We start from the raw sequence: 25448 nt of genomic DNA, 5'->3' as shown, positions 1-25448 counted from the left end.
TTCCGCCGGGCCGCGGCCCGGCTCTGCTCAGTCGTGCGCTGCTCGGAGTGCGCTGTTCCCTCGGTCGGCACCGGCCCATGCCCTCCCCACCCGGAGTGCGGCGCATTCCGCATGAGTCCGTGTGAGGGATCGCCCGATGATAGGGCCGGTCTGCGAAGGGCTCGCAAGAGCGTGCGGAACGCTGCTGCGCGCCCTCTGCTCACTCTGCCCACCGCCAGGGGTGGCGGACACCGGGATCACCCCAAATGCTGGGCGCGGGAGGTGTCTCCATGACCACGGCCACCGCGCGGGCCACCGCTGCCCCACCCGAGCTGAGCCGGCGCCGCACCAATCTCGTGTTCGTGACGATCGTGCTCGGCATGCTGCTGGCCGCGCTCGACCAGACCATCGTCTCGACGGCGCTGCCGACGATCGTCGCCGACCTGGGCGGCGGCGGGCACATGGCCTGGGTGGTGACGGCGTATCTGCTGGCCGAGACCGTCTCGACGGTGCTGGTCGGCAAGTTCGGCGACCTGTTCGGCCGGAAGCTGGTCTTCCAGCTCAGCGCGGTCGTCTTCGTCGGCGGCTCGATCCTGGCGGGCGCGGCCAACAGCATGCTGATGCTGGTGGCCGCCCGCGCGATCCAGGGCATCGGCGGCGGCGGGCTGATGGTCACCGCGATGGCGCTGATCGCGGACGTCATCCCGCTGCGCGAGCGCGGCAAGTACCAGGGCGCGCTCGGCGCGGTCTTCGGCGTCACGACGGTCGTCGGGCCGACCCTGGGCGGGCTCTTCACCGACCACGCCACCTGGCGCTGGTGCTTCTACGTCAACATCCCGGTGGCCATCGTGATGGTCGCGATGGCGGCCCGTACGATCCCGGCCGTACGCTCCGCCGTCCGCCCCCTCATCGACTACCTGGGCATCGTCCTGGTCGCGCTCGGCGCGTCGGGGCTGGTGCTGGGGCTGGAGTGGGGCGGCAACGAGTACCCGTGGGGCTCGGGCGTCGTCATCGGGCTGTTCGCCGGTTCGGTCGTGCTGCTCACCGCGTTCGTCCTGGTGGAGCTGCGGGCGGCGGAGCCCATGCTCCCCATGCACCTCTTCCGCAACCCCGTCTTCACCGTCTGCTCCGTGCTCAGCTTCATCGTGGGCTTCGCGATGCTCGGCGCGATGACCTACCTGCCGACGTACCTCCAGTACGTGGACGGCGTGTCGGCCACCATGTCGGGCGTGCGGACGCTGCCGATGGTCGTCGGGCTGCTCGGCACGTCCATGCTCTCCGGCCTCGTCGTCAGCCGTACGGGCAGATACCGGATCTTCCCGATCATCGGCACCGCCGTGATGGCGCTCGGCCTGTACTTGATGTCCACGATGGGGCGGACGACCGGCCCGTGGCTGGAGTCGCTGTACATGTTCGTGCTGGGCCTCGGCATCGGCCTGGCCATGCAGGTGCTGACGATCGCGGTGCAGAACACGGTCGCGTACCACGAACTGGGCTCGGCGACCTCCGGCGTCACGTTCTTCCGTACGCTCGGCAGCTCCTTCGGCACCGCCATCTTCGGCACCCTGTACAGCAACCGGCTGGGCCCCAACATCGAGTCGGCGCTCGCCCAGGTCCCGGGCGTACCGGCCTCCGCCGCGCAGAGCCCCCAGGGGCTGGCGAAACTGCCCGCCGCGCAGGCCCGGCCGATCGTCGACGCCTACGCCGACACCGTGAACTACGTGTTCCAGTGGGTCGTGCCGGTCGCGCTCGTCGGCTTCGTCGTCGCGTGGTTCCTCAAGGAAGTGCCGCTGCGCGACAGCGCGCGGGCCGGGGCGTCCGACATGGGCGAGGGGTTCGCCGCCCCGTCGTCGGCGGAGGCGGACCGGCAGCTGGAGTGGGCGGTGGCCGGGGTCATGCGCAAGGCCAAGGGCGGCCCGGTGAGCCGCCAGATCCTCGCCGAGTCCGGGTCCCGGCTCACCGCCGCCGAGGCGTGGACGCTCGGTCAGGTCCACTGGCGCGAACGGGTCGGCGGCGGCGCCACGCTCAGCGCCATCGCCACGGCGCACCGGATGCCGCCGGAGGTCCTGGAACCGGCCTTCGCCCGCACGGCGCAGGGCGGCTACCTGCGGCTGTCCGCCGACCGCCTCTCACTGACGGCGGCGGGCGAGGAGGAGATCGCCCGTCTCGGCGCGGCCTGGCGCTCCTGGCTCGACGCCCACCTGGAGGACTGGGACATCACCGACCCCCAAGACCGCGCCCGCCTGGACCGCGCCCTCGACAACATGGCCGCCAAACTCCTGGAAGAGGGCTCCCACGAACGAGAACGCACAGCCATCTGACAACGGGGCCCCAACCCAGCCCCCACACCGGCCACATCCAGCCCGTCCGGCGCTTGAGGACACCAACCCAGCCCGTCCGGCGCTTGAGGACACCAACCCAGCCCGTCCGGCGCTTGAGGACACCAACCCAGCCCGTCCGGCGCTTGAGGACACCGATCAAGCCCGTCCGGCGTTTGAGGACAAATCCTTAAAACCCGTCAGCGAGCCGCACGGCTACCGGTGTCCACGGACTCCGACGTCCCCGCCCCCTCCTCGGCCGCCGAAGCCACCTGCTTCGCCGTCAGCACGTACCCCGTCTCCGCGTCGGCCGTGGACCGCGCGAACACCACCCCGTACACCTTCCCGTCGGTCGTCAGCAGCGGCCCGCCCGAGTTTCCGGGCCGGACCGTGGACCGTACGGGGTACACCTCACGCGTGGTGACGCCGTCGCCGTAGATGTCCTGCCCGGTGGCGCGCACCTGCCCGGCGACGGTGGCGGCGCGCAGGTCGAGCCCGCCGTTCTCCGGGAAGCCCGCGACGACCGCGGGCTTCCCCCGGCTCGCGCTCTCGTCGAAGCGCAGGGCGGGCGCGTGCATGCCCGGCACGTCGAGCACGGCGACGTCCGTCTTCGGGTCGAACACCACCACCTTGGCGTGGTACGTGCGGCCGACGCCCCCGATCCGTACGGTCGGGTCGCTCACCCCGGCCACCACGTGCGCGTTGGTCATCACATGGCCCTCGGCGTAGACGAAGCCGCTGCCTTCCTGGCCGCGCTGCCCGCCGTCCACGTTGGCGATGCCCTCGACCTTGACCACGCTCCGCCGCGCGGCATTGCTCGCGGCCGGGGTGACGGCGTCGCCGGACGGCTTGGCGACGCCGGTGGCGGGCTCGTTCTCGAAGGGGTTGAAGACCTGCGGGAACCCGGCCCCGGACAGCGCGTCCGTGGTCCGGCTGAACCACGTCGGCGCCTCCTGCGGCATGGCCTTCTGCACGGAGCCGAGCAGCCGGGAGTCGCGGATCTGGGAGGAGAGGACGGAGGAGTTGGCCGAGACGAGGACGCTGGCGGCGACCCAGGCGACCAGCAGCACGGCGAGCGTGTTGATCACGGCGCCGCCGGCGCCGTCCACGCCGCGTACGGGCGCCCAGGTCAGTTTCTGCCGGAGTTTCCAGGCCAGCCGCCCGGCGAGGGCGTGGCCGGCGGCGGCCGGGAGGATCACGACGACGACGGCCGCGATGGCGGCGGTCGTGGTCCCGGCCTCGAAGGGGCGCAGCGCGTACGGCAGGGCCCAGACGCCGAGCACGGCGCCGCCGAGGAATCCGGCGAGCAGCACGACGCTCGCGACCAGGCCGCGCCGGTAGCCGGAGACGGCGTAGCCGAGGACGACGAGGATCAGCAGCCAATCGAGCAGGTTCACGCAGGAGCCCTTTCCGTCGTACGCCCCCCGACGCGCCCACTGGTGTGTGGACTAGGGAAAACGCGCTGAGCGTGACCGCTGGTTCCCTGCCATGGCATACGCCACAGTTCGCCACCCGCTGCAACCTGTCGGAGGGAGCCTCTCGGGCAGGACGATCCGGAAAAGGGCGGAGCCCGCCGGAAAGGGGCGGAGCCCGGCGGCGGTCCCGTCGCCGGGGGCCCGCCGCCGGGCTCGCCGTCCGCGCCCGCCCCGTCCCCACGGGTGGGCGCGGGCCCGGGGCCGCCTCTCCGCTCAAGCGGCGGCCCCGGACGTATCAGACGCGGCTGGGCTGCCGCCGCGCGTCGGGATCGGGGTCGGGGTCGGTGCCCGTGCCCGTACCGCCCTCGGCCGCCAGTTCCTTCTTGAGCTGCTCACCCTCGACGTCGACGTTGGGCAGCACCCGCTGGAGCCACTGCGGCAGCCACCACGCGGCCTTGCCGAGCAGCGCGAGGACGGCCGGGACGATGGCCATGCGCACGACGAACGCGTCGAAGAAGACGGCGATGGCCAGCCCGAAGCCGATCATCTTGATCATGGCCTCGGTGGAGCTGATGAACCCGGCGAAGACGCTGATCATGATGACGGCGGCGGCCGTGACGACCCGCGCCCCGTGCCGGAAGCCGGTCACCACCGCGTCCGCGGGCCGCTCCCCGTGCACGTACGCCTCGCGCATCCGCGTGACGAGGAAGACCTCGTAGTCCATGGCGAGGCCGAAGACGACGCCCACCATGAAGATCGGCATCATGCTCATGACCGGGCCGGTCTCCTCGACGCCGAAGATCCCCGACAGCCAGCCCCACTGGAAGACCGCGACGACCGCGCCGAGGGCGGCGACGACGGACAGCAGGAAGCCGAGGGCCGCCTTGAGCGGCACGAGGATCGAGCGGAAGACGACCATCAGGAGCAGGAAGGCGAGGCCGACGACGAGCGCGAGGTAGGGCAGCAGCGCGTCGTCGAGCTTCTGCGAGACGTCGATGTTCATCGCGGTGGCGCCGGTGACCAGGATCTTCGCGCCGGTGTCGGACTTGAGGTCCGCCGACGCGCCGCGGATGGCGTGCACCAGGTCCTCGGTGTCGGTGCTGCTCGGCTTCGACTTCGGGACGACGGTGAGCTGCGCGGTGTCGCCCTGCTTGTTGAAGGCGGCGGGGGTGACGGCGGCGACGTTGCCGAGGCCCTTGACGCGCTCCTCGACGCGCTGCGTCGCGGTCTTCGGGTCGGCGGACTTCGCGGCGTCGACGACGACCATCAGCGGGCCGTTGAAGCCGGGGCCGAAGCCGTCGGAGAGCAGGTCGTACGCCTTGCGCTGGGTGGTGCTCGTCGGCTGCGAGCCGTCGTCGGGCAGGCCCAGCTCCAGCGAGGACGCGGGCAGGGCGACCAGGCCGAGCCCGACCACGCCCGTCAGCAGCACGGCGACCGGCCGGCGCAGCACGAACCGCGCCCAGCGGGTGCCGCCGTTGGCCTTCTCCGTGCCGCCGCGGCTCGCCTCGCGCTGCTTGCGGGACTGGATGCGGCGGCCCGCGAAGCCGAGCAGCGCCGGTACGAGCGTGAGCGCGACGAGCACGGCGACGACGACGGTGCCGGCCGCGGCCAGGCCCATCTTGGTGAGGATCGGGATGTTGACGACGGCGAGGCCGACGAGGGCGATGACGACGGTGAGGCCGGCGAAGACGACGGCGGAGCCCGCCGTTCCGGCGGCGCGTCCGGCGGCTTCCTCGCGTTCGCGGCCCTCGGCCAGTTCGGCGCGGTAGCGGGAGACGATGAACAGCGCGTAGTCGATGCCGACCGCGAGGCCGATCATCATGGCGAGGATGGACGTGGTGCCCGACAGGTCGAGGGCCGAGGCGAGCGCCGCGATGGCGGAGACGCCGATGCCGACGCCGATGAGCGCGGTCAGCAGCGGCAGCCCGGCGGCGATCAGCGAGCCGAAGGTGATGACGAGCACGACGGCGGAGACGGCGATGCCGATGATCTCGGTGGAGCCGGTCTCCACCTCGGCCCGGAGGGCGTCGCCGCCGGTCTCCACGGCCAGCCCCGCGGCGCGCCCGTCCTTGGCTGCGTCCTTGAGGGTGTCGCGCGTGGCGTCGGTCAGCTCGGTGGCCTTCACCTTGTAGGTGACCTGGGTGTACGCGGTCGTGCCGGACGCGCTCACGGTCTTCGCCGCGAACGGGTCGGCGGCCGAGGCCGTCTGCGGGCCGGCCACCTCACCGATGACCTTGCGGACGGCCTTCTGGTTCGCCGGGTCGGTGATCTTCTGGCCGTCCGGGGCCTTGAAGACGAGGCGCGCGGTGGCGCCGTCGGCGCTCGCGCCCGGATAGCGCTGCTCCAGCAGGTCGAAGGCGCGCTGCGCCTCGGTGCCCGGTATGGAGAAGTTGTCGTTGGAGGCCGCGGGCGCGGTGGCGGCGCCGATGCCGACGACGGCGAGCAGCGCCACCCATATCAGGGCGACGAGCTTGCGCCGCCGGAAGGCGGTGCGTCCCAGTCTGTAGAGGAAGGTGGCCACGAGAAGGTGTGCTCCCGTCGGTGGGATGAGCGAAACAGGGCGTGGGGAACCACCCCGACGACGAGAGCGGCGCGTCAGGTGGGATCTGTGGGGAGTACGAAGGGGGGAAGGGGCCGAAGGGGGGAAGGGGTCGAAGGGGGCTCAGACGCCGAGGGCGGGGAGGACCACGGCGTCGAGATAGCGTCTGAGGTACTCGGTGGTCACGCACCGCGCCTCGACCAGCGGGCGGGTGACATAGCCGCCGACGAGCATGTGCGGCAGGAATTCCAGGGCGGGTGAGTCCGCCGAGATCTCCCCCCGGTCGACCGCGCGCCGGAGCACCACGTTGAGCTCCTCGATGCCCGGATCGATCATCAGCTCGCGCAGCGCCTCGTACAGGTCGGGGTGGTCGCGGATCGCGTGGACGAGCCCGCCGATGAGGTCGGCGCTCTTCTCCTTCTCGCAGTCGTCGGTGCTGGCCGCGATGGCGTGCAGGTCGCCGCGGAGCGAACCGGTGTCGACCCACACGGCCGCGTGCGGCTTCACATGGCGCAGCGCCCGGACGACCAGCTCCGGCTTGCCCTTCCACTGGCGGTAGAGGGTGGCCTTGCTGGAGCGGGTACGGGCGGCGACGGCGTCCATCGTCAGGGCGTCGTAGCCGACCTCGCCGAGCAGGTCGATCACGGCCTGGTACAGCTCGCTCTCGCGCTCGGGGGTCAGTCTGCTGCGCCCCATGGAACACCTCTCCGCCGATCGGCCAACTGAACGAAACGGTTTCGTACAGCATCAGCGTAGACGGCCGATGATCGAAACGACTCCGTTTCGATGGTGTTCTGCGTCACGGCGTCGGCGCCCGCCCCCGCGGCGGGGTCGTGGCGTCGGCGCCCGCCCCCGCGGCGGGACCGCGGAGCGGTCACGGCGCGCCCCCGCCGCATAATCCGGTCGCATAAACGCGAGAAAGTCCGGCCATTCAAGTTGCCGCGGGCGGTGCGCGCGGAAAGCATGAAGAGGTGAGCGACGGACGCGAGGCCGGCCGGCCGGACCACCAGACGACACCCGCACTCGGGACGGACGGCGGCTACCTCCGCTATCCGCATCTCAGCGGCGACCTCCTCTGTTTCGCCGCCGAGGACGATCTGTGGGTGGCCCCCCTGGTGGCGGCGGGCGGGCGCGCCGAGCGGGCCTGGCGGCTGACCGTCGACCGCACCCGGATCGGCCACCCCCGCTTCTCCCCCGACGGGCGGCAGATCGCCTACACCACGTGGCGCAGCCTCGATCCGGAGATCATGCTCGCCCCGGTCGGCGGCGGCCCCGCCCGCCGGCTGACCTACTGGGGCTCCACGGACACCCGCGTCTGCGGCTGGTCGCCGGACGGGGACATCCTCGCCGTCTCCTCGCACGGGCAGCCGTTCTCGTACTTCTCCTGGGCCTACAGCCTGCCCACCGACGGCAGCCCCGGCGGCCGGCTGCCGTGGGGCCCGGTCGCCGACATCGCGGTCGCCGACACGGGCGGCGAGCGGCAGACGCTGCTGCTCGCCGGGAAACCCCCGCACGAACCGGCCGCCTGGAAGCGCTACCGCGGCGGCGCGATGGGGCGGATGTGGCTGCACGGCACGCGGCTGGTCCCCGAGGTGTACGGGCATCTGGACTCGGTGATGTTCGTGGGCGGCCGGATCGCGTTCCTCTCCGACCACGAGGGCGTCGGCAACCTCTACTCCTGCCTGCCCGACAGCTCCGACCTGCGCCGCCACACCGACCACGCCGACTTCTACGCCCGGCACGCCGCGACGGACGGCTCCCGCGTCGTCTACCAGTGCGCGGGCGAGCTGTGGCTGGTCGACGACCTGTCCCCGGCCGGTGCGCCCCGCCGGCTCGACGTGCGGCTCGGCGGGCCGCGCGCGGGCCGCCGCTCGTACCAGATCCCGGCCGCCTCGCACGTCAGCTCGGTCTCGGTGGACACCACGGGCCGGGCGAGCGCGGTGTGCGTGCGCGGCAGCCTGTACTGGCTGACGCACCGGGACGGCCCGGCCCGCACGATCGCCGACACCCCGGGCGTACGGGTCCGGCTGCCCGAGATCCTGGGCTCGACCGGCCAGGTCGCCTACGTCACGGACGCCGAGGGCGAGGACGCGATCGAGATCGCGCATCTGCCGCGGGCGAGCGGGGTGGGCGAGCCGCGCCGGCTGGCCGCGGGCCGGCTCGGGCGGGTGCGCGAACTGACCGCCGCGCCGGACGGGGAGCGGCTGGCCGTCGCCTCGCACGACGGCCGGCTGCTGCTGGTGGACGCGTCGCCCGAAGGGGACGGCGAGGTCGGCGAGTTGATCGCGTCGGCCAACGGCCCGGTGCGCGATCTGGCCTTCTCCCCCGACTCGGCGTGGCTGACCTGGTCACACCCCGGCATCGGCCGCTCGCTGCGGCAGATCAAGATCGCCAAGCTGGCGGACCGGACGATCGTGGACGTCACCAACGGCCGGTTCGAGGACGAGCAGCCGGTCTTCACCCGCGACGGCCGCTACCTCGCGTTCCTGTCCTGGCGCGGCTTCGACCCGGTCTACGACGTGCACACCGGCGACCTGTCCTTCCCCCTGGGCTGCCGCCCGTATCTGGTGCCGCTGTCCTCGGCGACGCCCTCGCCGTTCGCGCTGTCGGCGGAGGGCCGCCCGGCGGCGGGCGGCCTGGACCCGGCGGACGACGGGCCGCCGGCCGACGGGGCGGTGCTGGTGGAGGCGGAGGGGCTGGCGAGCCGGGTGACGCCGTTCCCGGTGGCCGCGTCCAAGTACTCCGAGCTGTGCCCCGTCAGCGGCGGCGGGCTGGTGTGGCTGCGCTGGCCGATCTCCGGCGCGCTCGGCGAGACCTTCGCCAACCCGGCCGACACGTCCGGCCGCCCCACCCTCGAACACTTCGACCTGGCCAAGGCGAAGCGCACCGAACTCACCAGCGGCCTGGACTGGTTCGCGCCCAGCGGCGACGGCACCCGCATGGTCATCCACGACGAGGGCGAGCTGCGGGCCGTCCCCGCCAACGAGATCGCCGACAACGACTCCACCGTCTACATCGACATGCGCCGCATCCTGCACGACGTGGACCCGGCGGCCGAGTGGCGGCAGGCGTACGACGAGGCGGGCCGCATCATCCGCGCGTACTTCTGGGAGCCGGGGATGTGCTCCGTCGACTGGGACGGGGTACTCGCCGAGTACCGGCCGCTGGTCGAACGGATCGCCTCCCCCGACGACTTCGCGGACCTGCTCCGCGAGGTCCTGGGCGAGCTGGGCACCTCCCACGCGTACGTGTCCGGGGCCCGCCGCAACGAGGGCCCGCCGCACTACCAGCGCGCCATCGGCCTGCTCGGCGCCAACCTGGCCCGCACGAAGGACGGCGTATGGACGGTGCAGCGCATCCTGCCGGGCGACTCCTCCGACTCCAAGGCCCGTTCCCCGCTGGCGGGTTCGGGCATCCGGGAGGGCGCGGCCCTCACCCATGTCGACGGCCGCCCGGTGGACCCGGTGGCCGGCCCGTACCCGCTGCTGTCGGCGGCGGGCGGCACCACCGTGGAGCTGACCTTCCGCTCCGCGGACGGCGAGGGCCCCAGCCGCCGCGTCGCCATCGTCCCCCTCGTCGACGAACGCCCGCTGCGCTACCAGGACTGGGTCGCCAAACGCCGCGCCGTCGTGCGGGAGCTGAGCGGCGGCAAGTGCGGCTATCTGCACATCCCCGACATGGGCGGCTCCGGCTGGGCCCAGTTCAACCGCGACCTGCGGATGGAGATGTCCCGCTCCGCGCTGATCGTGGACGTGCGCGGCAACGCCGGCGGCAACATCAGCGAACTGGTCGTCGAGAAGCTCACCCGCACCATCGTCGGCTGGGACCTCACGCGCGGCGCGCAGCCGGTGAGTTACGCGAGCAACGCCCCGCGCGGCCCGGTCGTCGCCGTCGCCGACGAGATGACCTCCTCCGACGGCGACATGATCACCGCCGCCTTCAAGCTCCAGGGCATCGGCCCCGTCGTCGGCCTGCGCACCTGGGGCGGCGTCGTCGGCATGACCGGCCGCCACCGCCTCGGCGACGGCACCGCGATCACGGTCCCGATGAACGCCGCCTGGTTCGACGCGTACGGCTGGGGCGTCGAGAACCACGGCGTGGACCCCGACATCGAAGTCGACCGCACCCCCCTCGACTGGGCCGAAGGCCGCCACAAGCAACTCGACGACGCCGTCCGCCTCGCCCTGGACCTCCTCGACCGCCACGGCGCCGCCACCCCGCCGGACTACTCCGACGTCCCGGACCTGCGCCGGCCGAAGCTGCCGCCGCGGGGGTGAGGGCGCGGGGCAGCACCTCCGCGGTGCCGCCCCGCGCAGCGGCCCGTCACCGCCCCGCGCGGGCCTTCTCGTCCGCTTCGCCGCCCGCGCCCAGGAGGCTGGGGCGGAACCCCTCCAGCCGGGGGCCGAAGCGGCGCATCTCGCGTTGGCCGACGACGCCGATGAGGGTGGGGAGGTAGCCGCGTACGGACTGCATGCCGCGCAGCCACCACTGGGCGTACACGTGCGCGGAGCGGCGTTCGATGCCCGCGACCAGGCGGTCGACGGCGGGGCCGAGGGGGTAGGTGCGGTTGGTGGGCCAGGGGAGGCGGCTGCGGAGTTCGCGCATGAGGTCGTCCTGGTCCGCGCCGCGCACCATGTCGGTGTCGGTCCAGCTCAGATAGCCGACCCCGACCTTGACGCCCCGGTAGCCGACCTCGGCGCGCAGGCTGTGCGCGTACGCCTCCACGCCCGACTTGGACGCGCAGTAGGCCGTCATCATCGGCGCCGGGGTGACGGCGGCGAGCGAGGCGACCTGGAGGAGGTAGCCGCGGCTCTCCATCAGTACGGGCAGGAAGGCGCGGCCGGTGACGGCGCCGCCGATGAGGTTGACCTCGATGACGCGCCGCCACGCGTCGGGGTCGGAGTCGACGAACGGGCCGCCCGTCGCGACCCCCGCGTTGGCCACGACGATGTCCACCTTGCCGAACCGCGCCTTGACCTCCCGCGCGACCTGCTCCATCGCCTCGTGGTCGGTGACGTCGGCGTGCCAGTGCGCGGCCTCGCCGTGCAGCGACTCGGCGACCCGCCGCAGCTCCTCGGGCTCCAGCCCGACCAGCGCGACCTTCGCGCCGCGCGCCGACAGTTTGCGCGCGAGCAGTTCGCCCACGCCGCGGGCCGCGCCCGTGACCACCGCGACCTGGCCCTCCAGACTCCTGCGCCGGCTCAGCTGACTCATGCGGTCTGCTCCTCGGATGTGGTGGGGGACTCCTGCGTGGCCTGCGGTGCTGCGAGATGGGCGGCGACCAGTTCCCGTACGGCGTCGGCGACCGCCCCCGGGTCCTCGACCGGGGTCATGTGGCCGAGTCCGGGGAGTTCGGTCAGGCCCGCGCAGTCGGGCAGCCGCGCCGCCAGCCGGCGGGCGTGCACGGCTGGGGTCAGCCGGTCCGCGGCGCCCACGAGGACGGCGGTGGGCGCGGTCAACTCCCTGATGTTCACGTCGAGATCGAGCTCCGCGAGCACCGCTCCCCACGCGGCCCGGACCCTGCGGTCGCAGGCGTGCACGATACGGGCGCAGGCGTCCACGGCGGCGGGCGGCGCGTCCGGGCCCAGCGTCGCGTACCTCAGCACCCGCTTGCCGAGCGGCGTGACGGGGCCGAGCGGCGCGCTCGTGCCGAGGACGGAGCGCGTCAGCCGGCTGCGGACCCGGCCGGCGGCCAGCGGCAGCACCAGCGCCTCCGCGAGCAGCCGCGAGACGCCGGTGCTGCACAGCAGCGCGGCGGCCGTGCGCTCCCGCACGGATGGGCGGTCGGCGGCGGCGACCACGGTCATGCCTCCCATGGAGTGCCCGGCCAGAACGGCCCGTTCGCCCTCGGCGAGCGTGGCGTCCAGCACCGCCGCGAGATCGTCGGCGAGGGCGCGGGTGCTGTACCCGCCGGGGCCGGGGGCCGGGCTGCGGCCGTGTCCGCGCAGGTCGTACGCGATCACCCGGCAGCCGTCGGGACCGTCCGCCAGCGCCCGTACGACCGGGGCCCAGAAGGCGGTGGAGCAGGTCCAGCCGTGCACGAGGACGACGGCGGGCGCGTCGTCGGGGCCGTGCGTCTCGACGTGCAGGGCGGTGCCGTCGGCGGAGGTCGCGGTGAGCGTGCGCCGCGGGGCGGGCGGCGCGTACGCCCCTCGGGGGCCCAGGGCTCGGGGGCGCGCGGGGCTCACGCGCGCGCCCCGGCGGTCTCGGCGGCCGCCTCCGTACGGGCGGCCGGGGCGCGCAGCACCTCGTACTCGCTGAGGTTCACGCGCCGCGTGGCCTTGCGGAACTCGGCGGTGGTGCCGGGCCACACCGTGGTGTTGCGCCCATTGGCGTCCAGGTACCAGCTGTCGCACCCGCCGCTGTTCCACACCGTGCGCTCCATGCGCGACTGCACCTTGTGGTTCCAGCCCGCGACGGCCGCGGGCCTGGCGTCGAGGGCGGCCCTGCCGCCGAGGGTGTCCAACTGGCGCATGAAGTCGGCCAGATAGTTCAGCTGGGACTCGATCATCAGGATCATCGAGCTGTTGCCGAGCCCGGTGTTGGGCCCGATGATCGTCATGAAGTTGGGGAACCCGGCCGCGCTGGCGCCGCGCAGCGCCGCCATCCCGTCCTTCCACTCCTCCGCGAGCGTCGTGCCGTCGGCGCCCGTGACGCGCTGGGCTATCGGCATGTCGGTGACGTGGAAGCCGGTGCCGAAGACGACCGCGTCCACCTCGGTCTCGGTGCCGTCGGCGGCGACGAGCGTGGAGCCGCGCACCTCCTTGAGGCCGGAGGCGACGACGTCGACGTTGGGCGCGGCGAGCGCCGGATAGTAGGTGCTGGAGAGCAGTATCCGCTTGCACCCGATGCGGTAGTCGGGCGTCAGCTTGGCGCGCATGGCCGGGTCCTTGATGGACCGGGCCATGTTGCGCTTGGCGAGGGTCTCGACCAGGCCGAGTTCATTGGGGCGCTTGACGAAGGCGCTGACCTGCAACTCCCTTATGCCCCACAGGAGTCCGCGCCGCGCGCTGCCGGTCGCCGGGAACGTGCTGTGCAGCCAGCGCTCGGCGCGCGTGATGGCCCGGTCGACGCGCGGCAGGACCCAGGGCGGCGTCCGCTGGAAGAGGGTGAGGGCGCTGACCTCGGGCTGGATGGAGGGCACGATCTGGATGGCCGAGGCGCCGGTCCCGATCATGGCGACGCGCTTGCCGCGCAGGTCGTAGCCGTGGTCCCAGCGGGCCGAGTGGAAGACCTTGCCGGGGAAGTCCGCGAGGCCGGGGATGTCGGGGATCTTCGGGTCGGAGAGCGGGCCGGTCGCGGAGACGACGACGTCGGCGGTGAGGTCGCCGCGCGCGGTGCTGATCTCCCAGTGCAGCGCGTCGGCGTTCCACCGCATGGACCGCACCTCGTGGTCCAGCCTGATGTGCGGCCGCAGCCCGAAGGTGTCGGCGACGCTCTCCAGGTAGGCGCGGATGTGCCGCTGGCCGGAGAAGGTGCGCGGCCACTCGGGGTTGGGGGCGAAGGAGAAGGAGTACAGGTGCGAGGGGACGTCGCAGGCGCACCCCGGATAGCTGTTGTCCCGCCAGGTGCCGCCGACGGAGCCGGCCCGCTCCAGGACGACGAAGTCGGTGATGCCTTCGCGGCGCAGCCGGACCGCCGCGCCCAGGCCGCCGAACCCCGATCCGATCACCGCCACCCGTACGTGCTCGTGCTGGCGCTCACGCTCGCGCTCGGCCATGCCGCCGCCTCCCGAGATCGTTGCATCGCTTGTCCCGTACGTAACCGTGCCAGCAATCACTGGCGCAATTGGAGGGTAAGGCAGCTCGCTACTGAGCGGTAGGGGGCGCGGGCAAGGAAGTTACCGGCGGTCGCACCTGTCGGGCGGCGCCGACCGCCGACATAGGCTGCTGGTGTGGTGAAGAACGTGGTGGAGAACGCGGCCGAGAACGACGCGGCAGGGCGCGAGTACCGGATGGCGGAGCTGGCCGAGGCGGCCGGCATCACCGTCCGTACGCTGCGCTTCTACCGCGAGCGCAAACTGATCCCGCCGCCCCGCCGCGAGGGCCGCATCGCCTGGTACGACGAGCACCACCTCGCCCGGCTCCGTACGATCGCGGCCCTGCTGGAGCGCGGCCACACCCTCGGCGGCATCGCCGAACTCCTCACCGCCTTCGAGCACGGCCGGGGCGTCGGCGAACTCCTCGGCCTGCGGAGCGCCATCGCCGCCCCCTGGTCCGAGGAGACCCCGGTCCGCCTCAGCCCCGAGAATCTCGCCGACCACTTCGCGGGCGAGGTCACCCCGGAAAACCTCGCGGGCGCCCTAGACATCGGCTACCTCGCGGTCGACGGCGACGAGATCGTGCACGTCAGCCGCCGCTTGCTGGACGCGTCCAGCGCCCTGGTCGACAAGGGCGTACCGCTGGCCGCCGTACTCGCCGCCGGCCGCGACGTCCGCACACACGCCGAGGCCCTGGCGCAGACCTTCACCACCCTGATCTGCGATCACGTCCTGAGCGGCCTGCTGAACCGCCCGCCCGACGGCGCACCACTGGCCCCCGAAGAGATCACCCGCATCACCCAGACCCTCGCCACGCTCCGCCCGATCGCGAAGGACGTCATCGACGCGGAACTGTCCATGGCGATGGACCGCCGCATCCGAGCCGAACTGGAGGCGTGGCTGCCGGCGGACGACACGCCGCCGGAGTGAGGCCCGCCGGCCGTACCCCCTGATCAGCCCAGGTACGGCCGCGCCCGATGCTCGAAGAAATGCCGCAGCCGCAGCCGCTGCGTGTGGTGCATGGGCAACGCGTCGAGCTCCCCCGCCGCCACGAAGCGCAGCTCCGTGCTCTCGTCCGAGACGGCGAGCGCCCCGCCGACCGCACACGCGGTGAAGCACACGTTGAACTGGCGGCGAACCTCACCGTCGCCGTACGCGATGACGTGCCGGGGGTCGGTGTACGTGCCGACGAGCCCCGTGATCTCGACGTCGAGCCCGGTCTCCTCCCGCACCTCCCGGACGGCCGCCCCCGGCAGCGACTCCCCCATCTCCATGCCGCCGCCGGGCAGCGCCCACAGCCCGTTGTCCCGCCGCCGCTGAAGCAGCACCCGCCCCTGCCCGTCGGCGACGACCGCCGACGCCGCCACCACCAAGCTGTTGGGCTCCGGCGCGGCCGGGTCGTCGTAGTACTCGGTCCGTGCCATCGGCTCACCCTCCTACGGGCCGGGACGCGTCCCACACAGCGGCGAAACTCTCCGCGTACGAGTCGAACAGGTTCCCCGATCCGCTGCGTCGCAGGTGCCACACCGGCGCCTTGTAAGCGTTGACTCCCCAGATATGGGCGTTGATCAGCACCTGGTCGTCCGCGCGGTACACGCTGTTGTAGAGCGTCGTGCCGTGCGTCCGAAGCTCGATCCCCGGTACGTCGGCCAACGGCCGGTAATGCATGAGGGCCAGACGGCAGCGCGACTCGATGCCGTGGCCGAACCGCTCCTCCCGTCCTCGCTGCTGAACATTGACGCTGTCCGCGTCTCCTACGGCGATCCGTACCGCGCAGCCTTCCTCGGCCCGTTCGCACAGGAGGTCGTTGAGGCGTGGGTACGCCTCGTGCAGGAAGACCGCCGCGTATACGAGCACGTCGATCTGTTGGCGGGCCTGGCCGAGGAGATCCACCAGGACCGACACGGGCAGGTCGGCCCGCTGTTCGTACAGGCCGACGAGTTCGGGGCTGACGGCCCGTGCGGCTCTCGCCTGCCGGAGCCGCGGCCACAGTGCGTGCACGTCTTCCCCTAACGTCTCGGCGGCCTTGAGCGCCGTCACCCGTCGGGGCAACCGACCGAGGTTGACCCACCGTTCGACGGACTTGGGGTCGACGCCCACCGCGGCGGCCAGCTCTGCGTGCGTCCACCCTCCAGACGCCATGACGGCCCGTAGGCGCTCGTTTCGCACGACAGTGTCTCCCGTACTCCAGGACGTTGCCAGGGACGTTCTACTCGCTACGGGACGTCCCGAAGTGGGAAACGTACGAAGTTCCCGCGTCCTGGTGACGCACGAGACGATCGCCGCTCAGGACGAGAGAACGGCGGTGGACGATGGCGAACGAGGCCGGAACGGCAACGGAGGCGTGGGAGTACCTGACGTACGCACCGGCCGGCAGCCGCTGCTCGACGTGCGGGGAGCTGATCAAGACCCTCGAACCGGTGCGCAGGGGCGCCATGGAAGTACAGTCGGGGCCGCCCGTGGTGATCTACCGGCACGCCGCCAAGTGCCCGGAGGCGACACGGTGAGCGCCCGAAAAGCCGCTGAGCGACCGTTGATGACGATTCGGATCTCTCGGGACAGCGGGCGCACCTTCGGCCCTGAACTGATCGTCCGCAACTGGAGCGGTTCTCCCCCACCTCTCTCCATTGCATGGCCCCCTTGCCGGTGCGGCATCTGCACCGGCATCCGCCGCCCCTGAAGCCCCGGCGCACCGTGAGGGCAAACGAGCAGCCGGACGACCGGTCCGCTGCCTGCCGCCAGGTGGTCAACTCACCTTCCCTGACGGCGGATTGGGCCACGGCGTGTGCCGCCGTGCCACGGGCCGGGTTCCTGCCGGACCGCATGTGGCCCTTCGACATGGGAACCGGCCGCAGCGTGTACGCGAGCCGCACGGAGGACCCCGCCGCCTGGCAGAGGCATGCGGACGCCGACGTCCCCATCGTCACGCAGTGGGATGACGGGAAGCACGAAGGCACGGAGCCGGGGCGGGTAGGGACCAGCTCTGTCTCCATGCCCTCCGTCGTCTTCCGGATGCTCCGGGACCTGGAGCTCCAGGACGGTAGCCGCGTGCTGGAGATCGGTACCGGCTCGGGGTGGACGGCGGCGCTCATGGCCCACCGCGCCGGAGAGCGGAACGTGACCTCCGTAGAGGTGGACGAGGCCGTGGCGGACGGGGCCCGGCGGGCCCTGGCCCGGCACGGCTGCGCGGTCGAGGTAGTCACCGGCGACGGTTTCGCGGGGCGCCCGCGGGGAGCGCCCTACGATCGGATCATCGCCACGGTGGGTGTGCGCGCGCTGCCGTGGGCGTGGGTGGAGCAGGCCCGGCCCGGCGGCGTCATCGTGGCACCCTGGGGGACGCACTACAGCAACCAGGACGCCGTGGTCCGGCTGTCCGTCTCACGGGACGGCCGGCAGGCCGCGGGGCCGTTCACGGGCCCGGTCGAGTTCATGAAGATGCGGGACCAGCGCCTCCCGTTCGAGGGGCATACGCCGTACGCAGCGGGCATGGCGGACGGCTCCACGTCCTCCAGCTCCGTCACGGAGACGGAGTTCTGCCGGGGGAGGTTCAGCGCGCCGGAGTTCGCCGTCGGGCTCCGTGTGCCGGACATCGTGCGGCGTGCGGCCGAGAAGCGGAACGGCGCGCTTCCCGTGTGGTTCTACGGCCTGTCGGACCGGTCGGTGGCGTGCGTCGTGTTCCGTGACGGCCAGGAGGCGAAGGTCTGGCAGGCGGGCCCTCGCCGGCTGTGGGACGAGGTGGAGGCGGCCTACCGGTGGTGGGCCGGCCGTGGCGAACCGGATCACACCCGGTTCGGGCTCACGGTCACCGCCGACTCGACACGCGCGTGGCTGGACGACCCGTCGGCGTCCTGGCTCCTGTGAAGCCGGCCCCCGCCCACGCACCCGTCGCCTCTCGGGTGCGTGGGCCGTGCTCCCTGCCGCGCCGCTACCCCTCGAAGACGACCGTCACCGGCGCGTGGTCGCTCCACCGCAGATCGTAACTGGCGGCGCGCTCCACCTCGGCCTTGACCGCGCGGCCGGCGAGGCCGGGCGTGGCGACGGCGTAGTCGATGCGCCAGCCGGCGTCGTTGTCGAACGCCTTGCCGCGGTAGGACCACCAGGAGTACGGGCCCTCGACGCCCGGGTGCAGCGCGCGGACCACGTCCACGTACGACGCCTCATCGAAGACGCGGGTGAGCCAGGCGCGCTCCTCCGGGAGGAAGCCCGCCTTCTTCTTGTTGGCCTTCCAGTTCTTGAGGTCGGCCTCCTGGTGGGCGATGTTCCAGTCGCCGCAGACCAGCACCTCGCGCCCGTCCGCCGCGGCCCGCTCGCGCAGTTCGCCGAGGTAGGGCAGGAACTCGGCCATGAACCGTTCCTTCTCGTCCTGCCGCTCCGTGCCGACCTCGCCGGAGGGCAGGTAGAGGCTGGCGACGGTGACGCCCGGCAGGTCGATCTCCGCGTAGCGGCCGGACGCGTCGAACTCCGACGAGCCGAACCCGATCCGCGCCGCCTCCGGCTCGCGCCGCGAGTAGAGGGAGACGCCGGCGCGGCCCTTGGCGGCGGCCGGGGCGTGCACGGTGTGCCAGCCGTCCGCCTCACGCACCTCCTCGGGGAGCTGCTCGGGCTCGGCCCGTACTTCCTGGAGGCAGATGACGTCGGCCCCGGTCTCCGCCAGCCAGGGCACGAAGCCCTTCTTGGCGGCGGCGCGCAGGCCATTCACATTGACGGTCGTAACAGTGAGCATTCCGGCACGATACCGACCCTTGACACACCGTGGCCTCGTACACCCATTCGACCGTACGATATCCCGATGCAGATCGTGCCCTCGGCGTACGACCACCCCGACGCCGTCAAACTCAACGACCAGGTGCAGCTGGAATACGCGGAACGCTACGGCGAGGAGGACCTGACGCCGCTGGACCCGGCGCAGTTCGACCCGCCGCGCGGCCTGTACCTCATCGCCTACGACGACGACGGCGCGCCCGTCGCCACCGGCGGCTGGCGCGTACAGGACGCCAATGACGAGGGGTACGAGGACGGCGACGCCGAGCTGAAGCGGATGTACGTCATACCCGAGGCCCGCGGGCGCGGGCTGGCACGGGCGATACTCGCGGCCCTGGAGGACAGCGCGCGCGAGGCGGGGCGTACGCGCATGGTCCTGGAGACGGGCATCAAGCAGCCCGAGGCCATAGCGCTCTACACCTCCTGCGGCTACACACCCGCGCCGAAGGTCGGCCTCTACCGCTTCCACGAGGAGAGCCGCTGCTACGCCAGGGCGCTGCGCTGACTTCTCGCCCCGCCCCGCGGGGCGTCGGTGTCAGCCGTTCGCGTTCGCGGCCTCTTCGATGAGGTCGGTGACCTGGCCGGGCCGGGAGGCCAGTGAGGCGTGACCGGCGTCCAGTTCGATGATCTTGCGCGGGTTCATGCGCCGGGCCATGCGGTGCTCGTTGTCCGGGTGGATCATGCGGTCGTCGGTGGAGACCTGGTACCAGGTCGGCTTCGTGCGCCAAGCCGGGGCGGTGACGGTGTCGCCGAAGGTCGAGGCCAGCGGCGCCTTCTGCGTCACGGCCATCACCAGCGCCTCGTCCTCCGGCAGGTCCTGGGCGAAGCTCTCGCGGAACTTGTCCTGCTTGACCCATAGATAGCCGTCGGAGTCCGGTGCGAGGTTCTCGAACGCCGCCGGGGGCTTCTCCTGGCTGATCTGCCCCGGGCTCTCGCCGGCGTCCGGCGCGAACGCGGCGATGTAGACCAGCCCCGTGACGTTGGGGAGATCGCCGGCCTCGGTGATCACCGCGCCCCCGTACGAGTGGCCCACCAGCAGCACCGGCCCGTCGATCTGCCGGACCATCTTGCGGGTGCGTTCGGCGTCGTCGGCCAGCGAGGTCAGGGGGTTCTCCACCGCGTGCAGCGAGCCGAAGTCCCGACGGTGCAGTTCGGTGATGACCTTGGCCCAGTGCGCGGCGCCGCCCCAGAAGCCGTGGACCAGAACGATTGCGGGCTTCGCAGCCATGGGGCCGCCCTTTCAGCCGAGTCGAGGAGCCGTCCCGCCCAGCAGACTCCAACCCCGCGGCCGCCGCGCGCCGGGGCCCGCCACACAGGTGACGCGCCGACCTGCCGGCCCTGCGGCGGAGCCCCCGTCAGCGCCCCTCCGCGATCGCCTCCTCCACCCCCTTGCGGACCTCCTCCGCCGGGTAGCGGACGGCTGCCGGGCCGAAGGGGGCGAGGGCCTCGTCGACGACTTCGGGGAAGTCCTCGGCGATCTCCGCGATGAGGACGGTCGAGCCGGGCGGCACCTCGGCGGCGAGCATTTCCAGGGCGGCGCTGGAGGCGCTGGCTTGGCGGGCGTCGCGGGCGCCGCCGAGCAGGCCGCCCGCGCCGAAGCCGATCATGATGCCGAGCGGGCCGCCCAGGATGCCGATGAGCCCGCCGATCAGGCCGCCCATGGCGAAGCCCTTGGTGTCGCTGCTGTTGTCGACGGTGTCGGGAAAGTCGAGCGCGCCCTCCGCGTCCCGCGTGATCACGGTCGCCTCGCGCAGTTTCACGCCGCCCTCGGCGTGCGCCTGCCGCAGCGCGTCCAGTGCCAGGCGGCCCGTTTCGGGCCGGTCGAGATCCATGAACAGGACGTTCTCGGTCATCGCCGCCGCTCCAGAGGTGAGATGGGGAACCCTCGCTTCCACTGTTGCGGCTGCCCGGCGAGTACGCACCTCAGACATGCCCGTACGCGCTCCCCTCCCGCCCCGTCACACGCGCCCGTCTCTCACCGGACCTACCGGCTCCGCCTCCTCCTCGGGCACCGAGGCGCGCAGGTCCAGCACCGCCTCCGCGCCCCCGCCCGCCGGGTTCGCGAACCGCAGCCGGGCGCCCAGGACGCGTGCCTGGCCGGCCGCGATGGTCAGGCCGAGGCCCAGGCCCTGCCCCCGGCCCGAGCCGTCGGCGCCCCGGCCGGCGCCGGTGCGGAAGCGGACGGGGCCACGGGCCAGGAGCTCCGGCGGGAAGCCGGGGCCCTGGTCGTAGACGCGGACGACCGCGCCCTCCACCTCGACGCGCACCGGCGCGGCGCCGTGCCGGAAGGCGTTGCTGACCAGGTTGGCGAGGATGCGCTCCACGCGCCGGGCGTCGGTCTCGACCAGCCCGGCCCGTATCACCCGTACCTCCAGACCCTCCTGCCCCGGCGCGGTGACGGAGCGGACCGCGCGCCGCACCAGTTCGTCCAGCGGCCGCACCTCCGGCTCGGCCTGCTCGGTGGGCCCGTCCAGGCGCGCCACCTCCAGGACGTCCTCCACCAGTCCGCTCACCCGCCGCGCCCGCTCCCGCACCAGCTCGGCCGGGCGCCCCGGCGGCAGCAGCCCGGCGGCCGCGACCAGCCCGGCGACCGGGGTGCGCAGCTCGTGCGCGATGTCGGAGGTCACGTCGCGTTCGGCCTGGAGGCGGGCGGCCAGCGCGTCGGCCATGGTGTTCAGGGCGGTGGTCAGCCGGGCGATCTCGTCGTTGCCGCGCGGTGCGATCCGGGCGCTGAGGTCGCCCTCGGCGATCCGCTCGGCCGTACGGGCGGACGCGTCGAGGCGGCGGCCGAGCACCGCGGCGAAAGCCACGCCGATCAGGCAGGCGAGGGCCGTGCCGATCGAGCCCGCGAGCAGCAGGTCGCGGTCGAGGGCTTCGAGCTTGCGGTCCTGGCGCAGGTAGGAGTGGCGGAGCGCGATGACGTCCTTCCCGCTGCGCCGGGCGGCCCACAGCTCCGGCTCCGGGCCGCCGCGGTCCAGGTAGACGCCGGTCTCACCGCGCGCGACGGCCGCGCGCACCGGTGCCGGCAGGACGGCGGGGTTGATCAGGACCCGGCGCCGGTCGACCCCGGCGGCGTGGTCGTCGACGGCGATGGAGAGCCGGGAGCGGATCGTGTCGCGGGCGGTGTCCAGCGCGTTCGCGGCGGTGCGGTGGTGCACGACGAGGCCCATGATGACGGCGACCAGGGCCGCGGTGGCGGTGATCGCCACGCCGGTCTTCGTACGCAGTCCCATGGCTCAGGCTCCTCCACGGCTGACGGGCGGCGGGCCGCTGCGCCCGACGATCGTGCCGGGTCATCGCACAGAGGTCCAGGTGCTGGTCGGAACGGGTGGGGCCATTCGTGCCAAATGTAACCGGCGCGGCCGGATAGCGGCCTGTGCCCTTGACCTGTTCCTGTCGACTGCTCATAGGATCACCGCGCTCAAGTGGTCCAGCCCAGTAGCCGCAGCGCCATGGTGGAGGTCACTCATGCACATCGCCCGACGTACGCTGCTCGGCGCTCTCGCCGGGTCCGCCGCCCTCGGAGTCGCCGCCACGCACCCGGCCGCAGCCGCCCCGAACCCACCAGGCCCGCTCACCACCGGCGGCGCCGCGGCGAGAGCCCTGAGACGGCTCCTGCCGCACCACCACCGCCAGGTCTCCTTCCGCGCCCTGCGCACCCGCCCCGGCCGGGACTCCTACCGGGTCTCGGGCGCCGCCGGGCGCATCGTCGTCGAGGGCACCACCCCGGCCGTGCAGCTCACCGGCTTCCACTGGTACCTGCGCCACGTCGCGCACGCCCACTTCTCGTGGAACGGCGCGCAGACCGACCTCCCCGGCCGCCTCCCCGGCGTCGGCGCCCCCATCGCGAAGGCCGCGAACGTCGCGCACCGCTTCGTCTTCAACGACACCAACGACGGCTACACCGGCCCGTACAACGACTGGGACTACTGGGAGCGCGAGCTCGACATCCTCGCGCTCCACGGCTACAACGAGGTGCTCGTCTACGCGGGCGCGGACGCCGTCTACCACCGCGTCTTCCAGCAGCACGGCTATACGGACGCGGAGCTGCGCCAGTGGGTTCCCGGCCCCGCCCACCAGCCGTGGTGGCTGCTCCAGAACATGTCCGGCTTCGGCGGCCCCGTCTCCCTCGACCTGCTGGAGAGCCGCGCGGCCCTCGCCCGGAAGATCGTCGGGCGGCTGCGGGAACTCGGCATGACGCCCGTGCTCCCCGGCTACTTCGGCACCGTCCCGCCCGATTTCGCGAAGCGCAACCCCGGCGCGCACACCGTCCCGCAGGGCGTGTGGGGCGGCTTCCCGCGCCCCGACTGGCTCGACCCGCGCGACGAGCACTTCGCCCGCGTGGCCCGGACCTTCTACCGGGTGCAGGACGAGCTGTACGGGGCCACCTCGATGTACAAGATGGACCTGCTGCACGAGGGCGGCGACCCCGGAGACGTACCGGTGCCGGACGCCGCGCGCGCCGTGGAGAAGGCGCTGCGCACCGCCCATCCGGGCGCCACCTGGGCCATCCTCGGCTGGCAGAGCAATCCGCGCCGCGACATCATCGACGCCGTCGACAAGTCCAGGATGCTGATCGTCGACGGCATCTCCGACCACTACCCCGAGGTCGTCGACCGCGAGCGGGACTGGGCCTCCACGCCGTACGCCTTCGGCTCCATCTGGAACTTCGGCGGCCACACCGCGATGGGAGCCAACACCCCCGACTGGGCGACCCTCTACGACCAGTGGCGCACCAAGCACGGCAGCGCGCTCAGCGGCATCGCCCTCATGCCCGAGGCCGCCGACAACAACCCGGCCGCCCTCGCCCTCTTCAGCGACCTGCCGTGGACGGACGGGCCGACGCACCTCGCCGACTGGTTCGCCCGGTGGCCCGTGCACCGGTACGGCGCCGCCGACGCGCACGCCGTACGGGCCTGGGACGTGCTGCGCCGCACCGTCTACGGCACCAGCCGCGCCGACGGGTGGAGCGAGGCCGCCGACGGCCTCTTCGGCGCCCGCCCCGACCTGGCCGTCACCCGCGCCGCCTCCTGGTCGCCGCCGAAGCTCCGCTACGACGCGGCCGAGTTCGACAAGGCGCTGCCCGAGCTGCTGGCCGTCGCCCCGGCGCTGCGCGACAGCAGCGCGTACCGCTACGACCTCCTCGACGTCGCCCGGCAGACCGTCTCCAACCGCAGCCGGCTGCTCCTGCCGCAGATCAAGACCGCGTACGAGGCCGGGGACCGGGCCCGGTTCACGGCGCTGACCGGCGAGTGGTTCGCGTGGATGGCGCTGCTGGAGGAGGCCGTCGCCACGGACGAGCGCCATCTGCTGGGCCGCTGGATCGCCGACGCGCGCGCCTGGGGGTCCTCGGCGGCCGAGCGCGACCGGCTCGAATTCGACGCCGTCTCGCTCCTGACCGTATGGGGCAACCGCTCCGGGGCCGACGAGGGCAAGCTGCACGACTACGCCAATCGCGAGTGGTCGGGGCTGGTCGGCGGCCTCTACACGCTGCGCTGGAAGACGTACTTCACGGAGCTGGAGGCGGCCTTGGCGGGCCACCGCCCGCCGAAGGCGATCGACTGGTTCGCCCTGGAGGACGGCTGGACCCGGCGCCACCCGCCGTACTCGGCGAGGCCGAAGGGGGACATCGTGCGGGTGGCGCGGCGGATCGCGAAGCGGATCTGAGGACCGCGGAACAGCAGGGGGTGCGGAGCCTGCCACCGCGTCATCGGGTGGCGGGCTCCGCACCCCCTCGGCCTGCTCCGTGCGTCAGCCGGCCGTCGGCGGGGTCGCGGACAGGCTCGTCACATTCAGCGTGCCGTTGTCGACGATCTTGTCGAAGGCGAGCGTCCGGTGCGTCGTGGCGGCGGGCGGGGTGACCTCCAGGTACTTGGCGTGCACCGCGTTCGCGCCGGTGTGCGTCCACACCAGGTCGGCCCAGGCGGACGCGCCGCTCTTGAGGTAGACCGTCTTCTTGCCCGGGTCCTGGGCGAAGTAGGTCGAGCCCCATTTCACGTCGGTGGCGGCCTTGGCGTGCCCGGCCTTCTCCAGGCCGAGGCCCGGGTAGCCGCGCAGCGCACAGGTGGTGCCGGTGGTGTTCTTGAACCGCAGGTACGTGCCCTCGTGGTTCATGCCGTGCTGTGAACCACCGTCGCCGTTGTCGTCCAGCGTGATCCGCAGACCCGAGACGGCGCAGGTCGGGGTGGCCGTCGCGGTGGGCGCGGCGGCGTTGGCCGTGCCCGCCGCTATGCCCCCGGCGAGCAGGGCCGCGGCGGCGGCAGCGGTGGCGACGGTCGTCATGCGGCGCATGATCCGGCTCCTTCCCAGGCCCCGGCGTCGGTCTACCGGAGCCATCGATTTCGGTTTCGCCACACTACATATTTATGCAGCGTGCATCGAACTCGGATTCTCCTAACGGACGTATCCCGCAAGGCACTTGAGAGATCAACCACCACCTTTCGTCCCGTCTGTCTCCCGCCCGGGTGGCCTTGACGAACCGTCATAAACCAAGGGGACGCGAGGGGCGTTCACGCGGGATTCCTGCCGGAGGCGACAAGGGTGCCGGTGGGGCGGCCGACCGCCCGCCGGGCCGGGCGGACCCCACGGGTACCGTGTATCCCCACCTGTCCATCGATCCCTCCGGAAAGGTTGCGGCACGACCTTGCGATGCGGTAGATCGACCCTCGTAGCGAACC

Annotated in this window: 20 protein-coding genes; 7 read left to right on the top strand and 13 right to left on the bottom strand. The window is 72.7% G+C overall.

Going from position 1 to position 25448, the window contains the following annotated elements:
• Nucleotides 1-269: 269 nt before the first annotated feature.
• Nucleotides 270-2300 carry an MDR family MFS transporter gene (locus AB0I49_RS27365; RefSeq protein WP_363229753.1) on the top strand — a complete coding sequence of 677 codons (2031 nt, stop codon included), beginning with the start codon at nt 270-272 and terminating at the stop codon, nt 2298-2300.
• A 197-nt stretch (nt 2301-2497) separates the two neighbouring features.
• Here the strand turns inward: AB0I49_RS27365 and AB0I49_RS27360 are convergent, their stop codons facing one another.
• From AB0I49_RS27360 to AB0I49_RS27350, 3 genes are all read right to left on the bottom strand, one after another.
• Nucleotides 2498-3694 (bottom strand): MarP family serine protease, encoded by a 1197-nt coding sequence (locus AB0I49_RS27360; RefSeq protein ID WP_363229752.1) that lies wholly within the window; start codon nt 3692-3694, stop codon nt 2498-2500.
• A 313-nt stretch (nt 3695-4007) separates the two neighbouring features.
• Nucleotides 4008-6233 carry an MMPL family transporter gene (locus AB0I49_RS27355; protein ID WP_363229751.1) on the bottom strand — a complete coding sequence of 742 codons (2226 nt, stop codon included), beginning with the start codon at nt 6231-6233 and terminating at the stop codon, nt 4008-4010.
• A gap of 141 nt (nt 6234-6374) precedes the next feature.
• The gene (locus tag AB0I49_RS27350; RefSeq protein WP_363229750.1) at nt 6375-6947 is read right to left on the bottom strand and encodes a TetR/AcrR family transcriptional regulator; all 573 of its coding nucleotides are present in this window, start codon (nt 6945-6947) and stop codon (nt 6375-6377) included.
• Nucleotides 6948-7222: 275 nt separating this feature from the next.
• Here AB0I49_RS27350 and AB0I49_RS27345 point away from each other — a divergent pair, with 275 nt between their 5' ends.
• The gene (locus AB0I49_RS27345; RefSeq protein WP_363229749.1) at nt 7223-10528 is read left to right on the top strand and encodes a S41 family peptidase; all 3306 of its coding nucleotides are present in this window, start codon (nt 7223-7225) and stop codon (nt 10526-10528) included.
• A 46-nt stretch (nt 10529-10574) separates the two neighbouring features.
• On the opposite strand, the gene AB0I49_RS27340 is transcribed toward AB0I49_RS27345, so the two are convergent.
• Genes AB0I49_RS27340 through AB0I49_RS27330 form a run of 3 tightly spaced genes read right to left on the bottom strand, consistent with a single transcriptional unit; the run spans nt 10575 to nt 13971 of the window.
• The gene (locus AB0I49_RS27340; protein ID WP_363229785.1) at nt 10575-11456 is read right to left on the bottom strand and encodes an SDR family oxidoreductase; all 882 of its coding nucleotides are present in this window, start codon (nt 11454-11456) and stop codon (nt 10575-10577) included.
• 5 nt (nt 11457-11461) lie between these two features.
• Nucleotides 11462-12415, bottom strand: coding sequence for an alpha/beta hydrolase (locus AB0I49_RS27335; RefSeq protein ID WP_363229784.1), 954 nt, complete (start codon nt 12413-12415; stop codon nt 11462-11464).
• Nucleotides 12416-12435: 20 nt separating this feature from the next.
• Nucleotides 12436-13971, bottom strand: a complete 1536-nt coding sequence (locus AB0I49_RS27330) for an NAD(P)/FAD-dependent oxidoreductase (RefSeq protein WP_363229748.1) — start codon at nt 13969-13971, stop codon at nt 12436-12438.
• 234 nt (nt 13972-14205) lie between these two features.
• Here AB0I49_RS27330 and AB0I49_RS27325 point away from each other — a divergent pair, with 234 nt between their 5' ends.
• Nucleotides 14206-14940, top strand: coding sequence for a MerR family transcriptional regulator (locus tag AB0I49_RS27325; protein ID WP_363229783.1), 735 nt, complete (start codon nt 14206-14208; stop codon nt 14938-14940).
• A gap of 23 nt (nt 14941-14963) precedes the next feature.
• Here the strand turns inward: AB0I49_RS27325 and AB0I49_RS27320 are convergent, their stop codons facing one another.
• On the bottom strand, nt 14964-15434 hold the full coding sequence (locus AB0I49_RS27320) for an NUDIX domain-containing protein (protein ID WP_363229747.1): 471 nt from the start codon (nt 15432-15434) through the stop codon (nt 14964-14966).
• A 4-nt stretch (nt 15435-15438) separates the two neighbouring features.
• Nucleotides 15439-16179, bottom strand: coding sequence for a helix-turn-helix domain-containing protein (locus tag AB0I49_RS27315; RefSeq protein WP_363229746.1), 741 nt, complete (start codon nt 16177-16179; stop codon nt 15439-15441).
• A gap of 143 nt (nt 16180-16322) precedes the next feature.
• On the opposite strand from AB0I49_RS27315, the gene AB0I49_RS27310 reads away from it, so the two are divergent.
• Entirely contained in the window at nt 16323-16517 is a 195-nt protein-coding gene (locus AB0I49_RS27310; protein WP_363229745.1) for a hypothetical protein, read from the top strand.
• Nucleotides 16518-16803: 286 nt separating this feature from the next.
• Complete coding sequence (locus AB0I49_RS27305; RefSeq protein ID WP_363229744.1) at nt 16804-17871, top strand: methyltransferase domain-containing protein; 1068 nt, start codon at nt 16804-16806, stop codon at nt 17869-17871.
• A gap of 64 nt (nt 17872-17935) precedes the next feature.
• Here the strand turns inward: AB0I49_RS27305 and AB0I49_RS27300 are convergent, their stop codons facing one another.
• On the bottom strand, nt 17936-18733 hold the full coding sequence (locus tag AB0I49_RS27300; RefSeq protein ID WP_363229743.1) for an exodeoxyribonuclease III: 798 nt from the start codon (nt 18731-18733) through the stop codon (nt 17936-17938).
• 66 nt (nt 18734-18799) lie between these two features.
• Between AB0I49_RS27300 and AB0I49_RS27295 the strand changes: the two genes are divergently transcribed.
• Entirely contained in the window at nt 18800-19276 is a 477-nt protein-coding gene (locus tag AB0I49_RS27295) for a GNAT family N-acetyltransferase (protein WP_363229742.1), read from the top strand.
• Nucleotides 19277-19306: 30 nt separating this feature from the next.
• On the opposite strand, the gene AB0I49_RS27290 is transcribed toward AB0I49_RS27295, so the two are convergent.
• The 3 genes from AB0I49_RS27290 to AB0I49_RS27280 form a co-directional block, all read right to left on the bottom strand.
• Entirely contained in the window at nt 19307-19999 is a 693-nt protein-coding gene (locus AB0I49_RS27290; RefSeq protein ID WP_363229741.1) for an alpha/beta hydrolase, read from the bottom strand.
• A 127-nt stretch (nt 20000-20126) separates the two neighbouring features.
• Nucleotides 20127-20624 (bottom strand): DUF1269 domain-containing protein, encoded by a 498-nt coding sequence (locus tag AB0I49_RS27285; protein ID WP_363229740.1) that lies wholly within the window; start codon nt 20622-20624, stop codon nt 20127-20129.
• A gap of 105 nt (nt 20625-20729) precedes the next feature.
• Nucleotides 20730-22004: a HAMP domain-containing sensor histidine kinase gene (locus AB0I49_RS27280; RefSeq protein ID WP_363229739.1), complete on the bottom strand. Its 1275-nt coding sequence runs from the start codon at nt 22002-22004 to the stop codon at nt 20730-20732.
• A gap of 235 nt (nt 22005-22239) precedes the next feature.
• Here AB0I49_RS27280 and AB0I49_RS27275 point away from each other — a divergent pair, with 235 nt between their 5' ends.
• The gene (locus AB0I49_RS27275) at nt 22240-24438 is read left to right on the top strand and encodes an alpha-N-acetylglucosaminidase (RefSeq protein ID WP_363229738.1); all 2199 of its coding nucleotides are present in this window, start codon (nt 22240-22242) and stop codon (nt 24436-24438) included.
• Between the two features lie 84 nt (nt 24439-24522).
• Here AB0I49_RS27275 and AB0I49_RS27270 read toward each other — a convergent pair whose 3' ends face one another.
• Complete coding sequence (locus AB0I49_RS27270; RefSeq protein WP_363229737.1) at nt 24523-25062, bottom strand: DUF4232 domain-containing protein; 540 nt, start codon at nt 25060-25062, stop codon at nt 24523-24525.
• Nucleotides 25063-25448: the final 386 nt, after the last annotated feature.

Source organism: Streptomyces sp. NPDC050617, from assembly GCF_040654795.1.
GTDB lineage: Bacteria > Actinomycetota > Actinomycetes > Streptomycetales > Streptomycetaceae > Streptomyces.
This window is presented reverse-complemented; position numbering and strand designations above follow the sequence as displayed.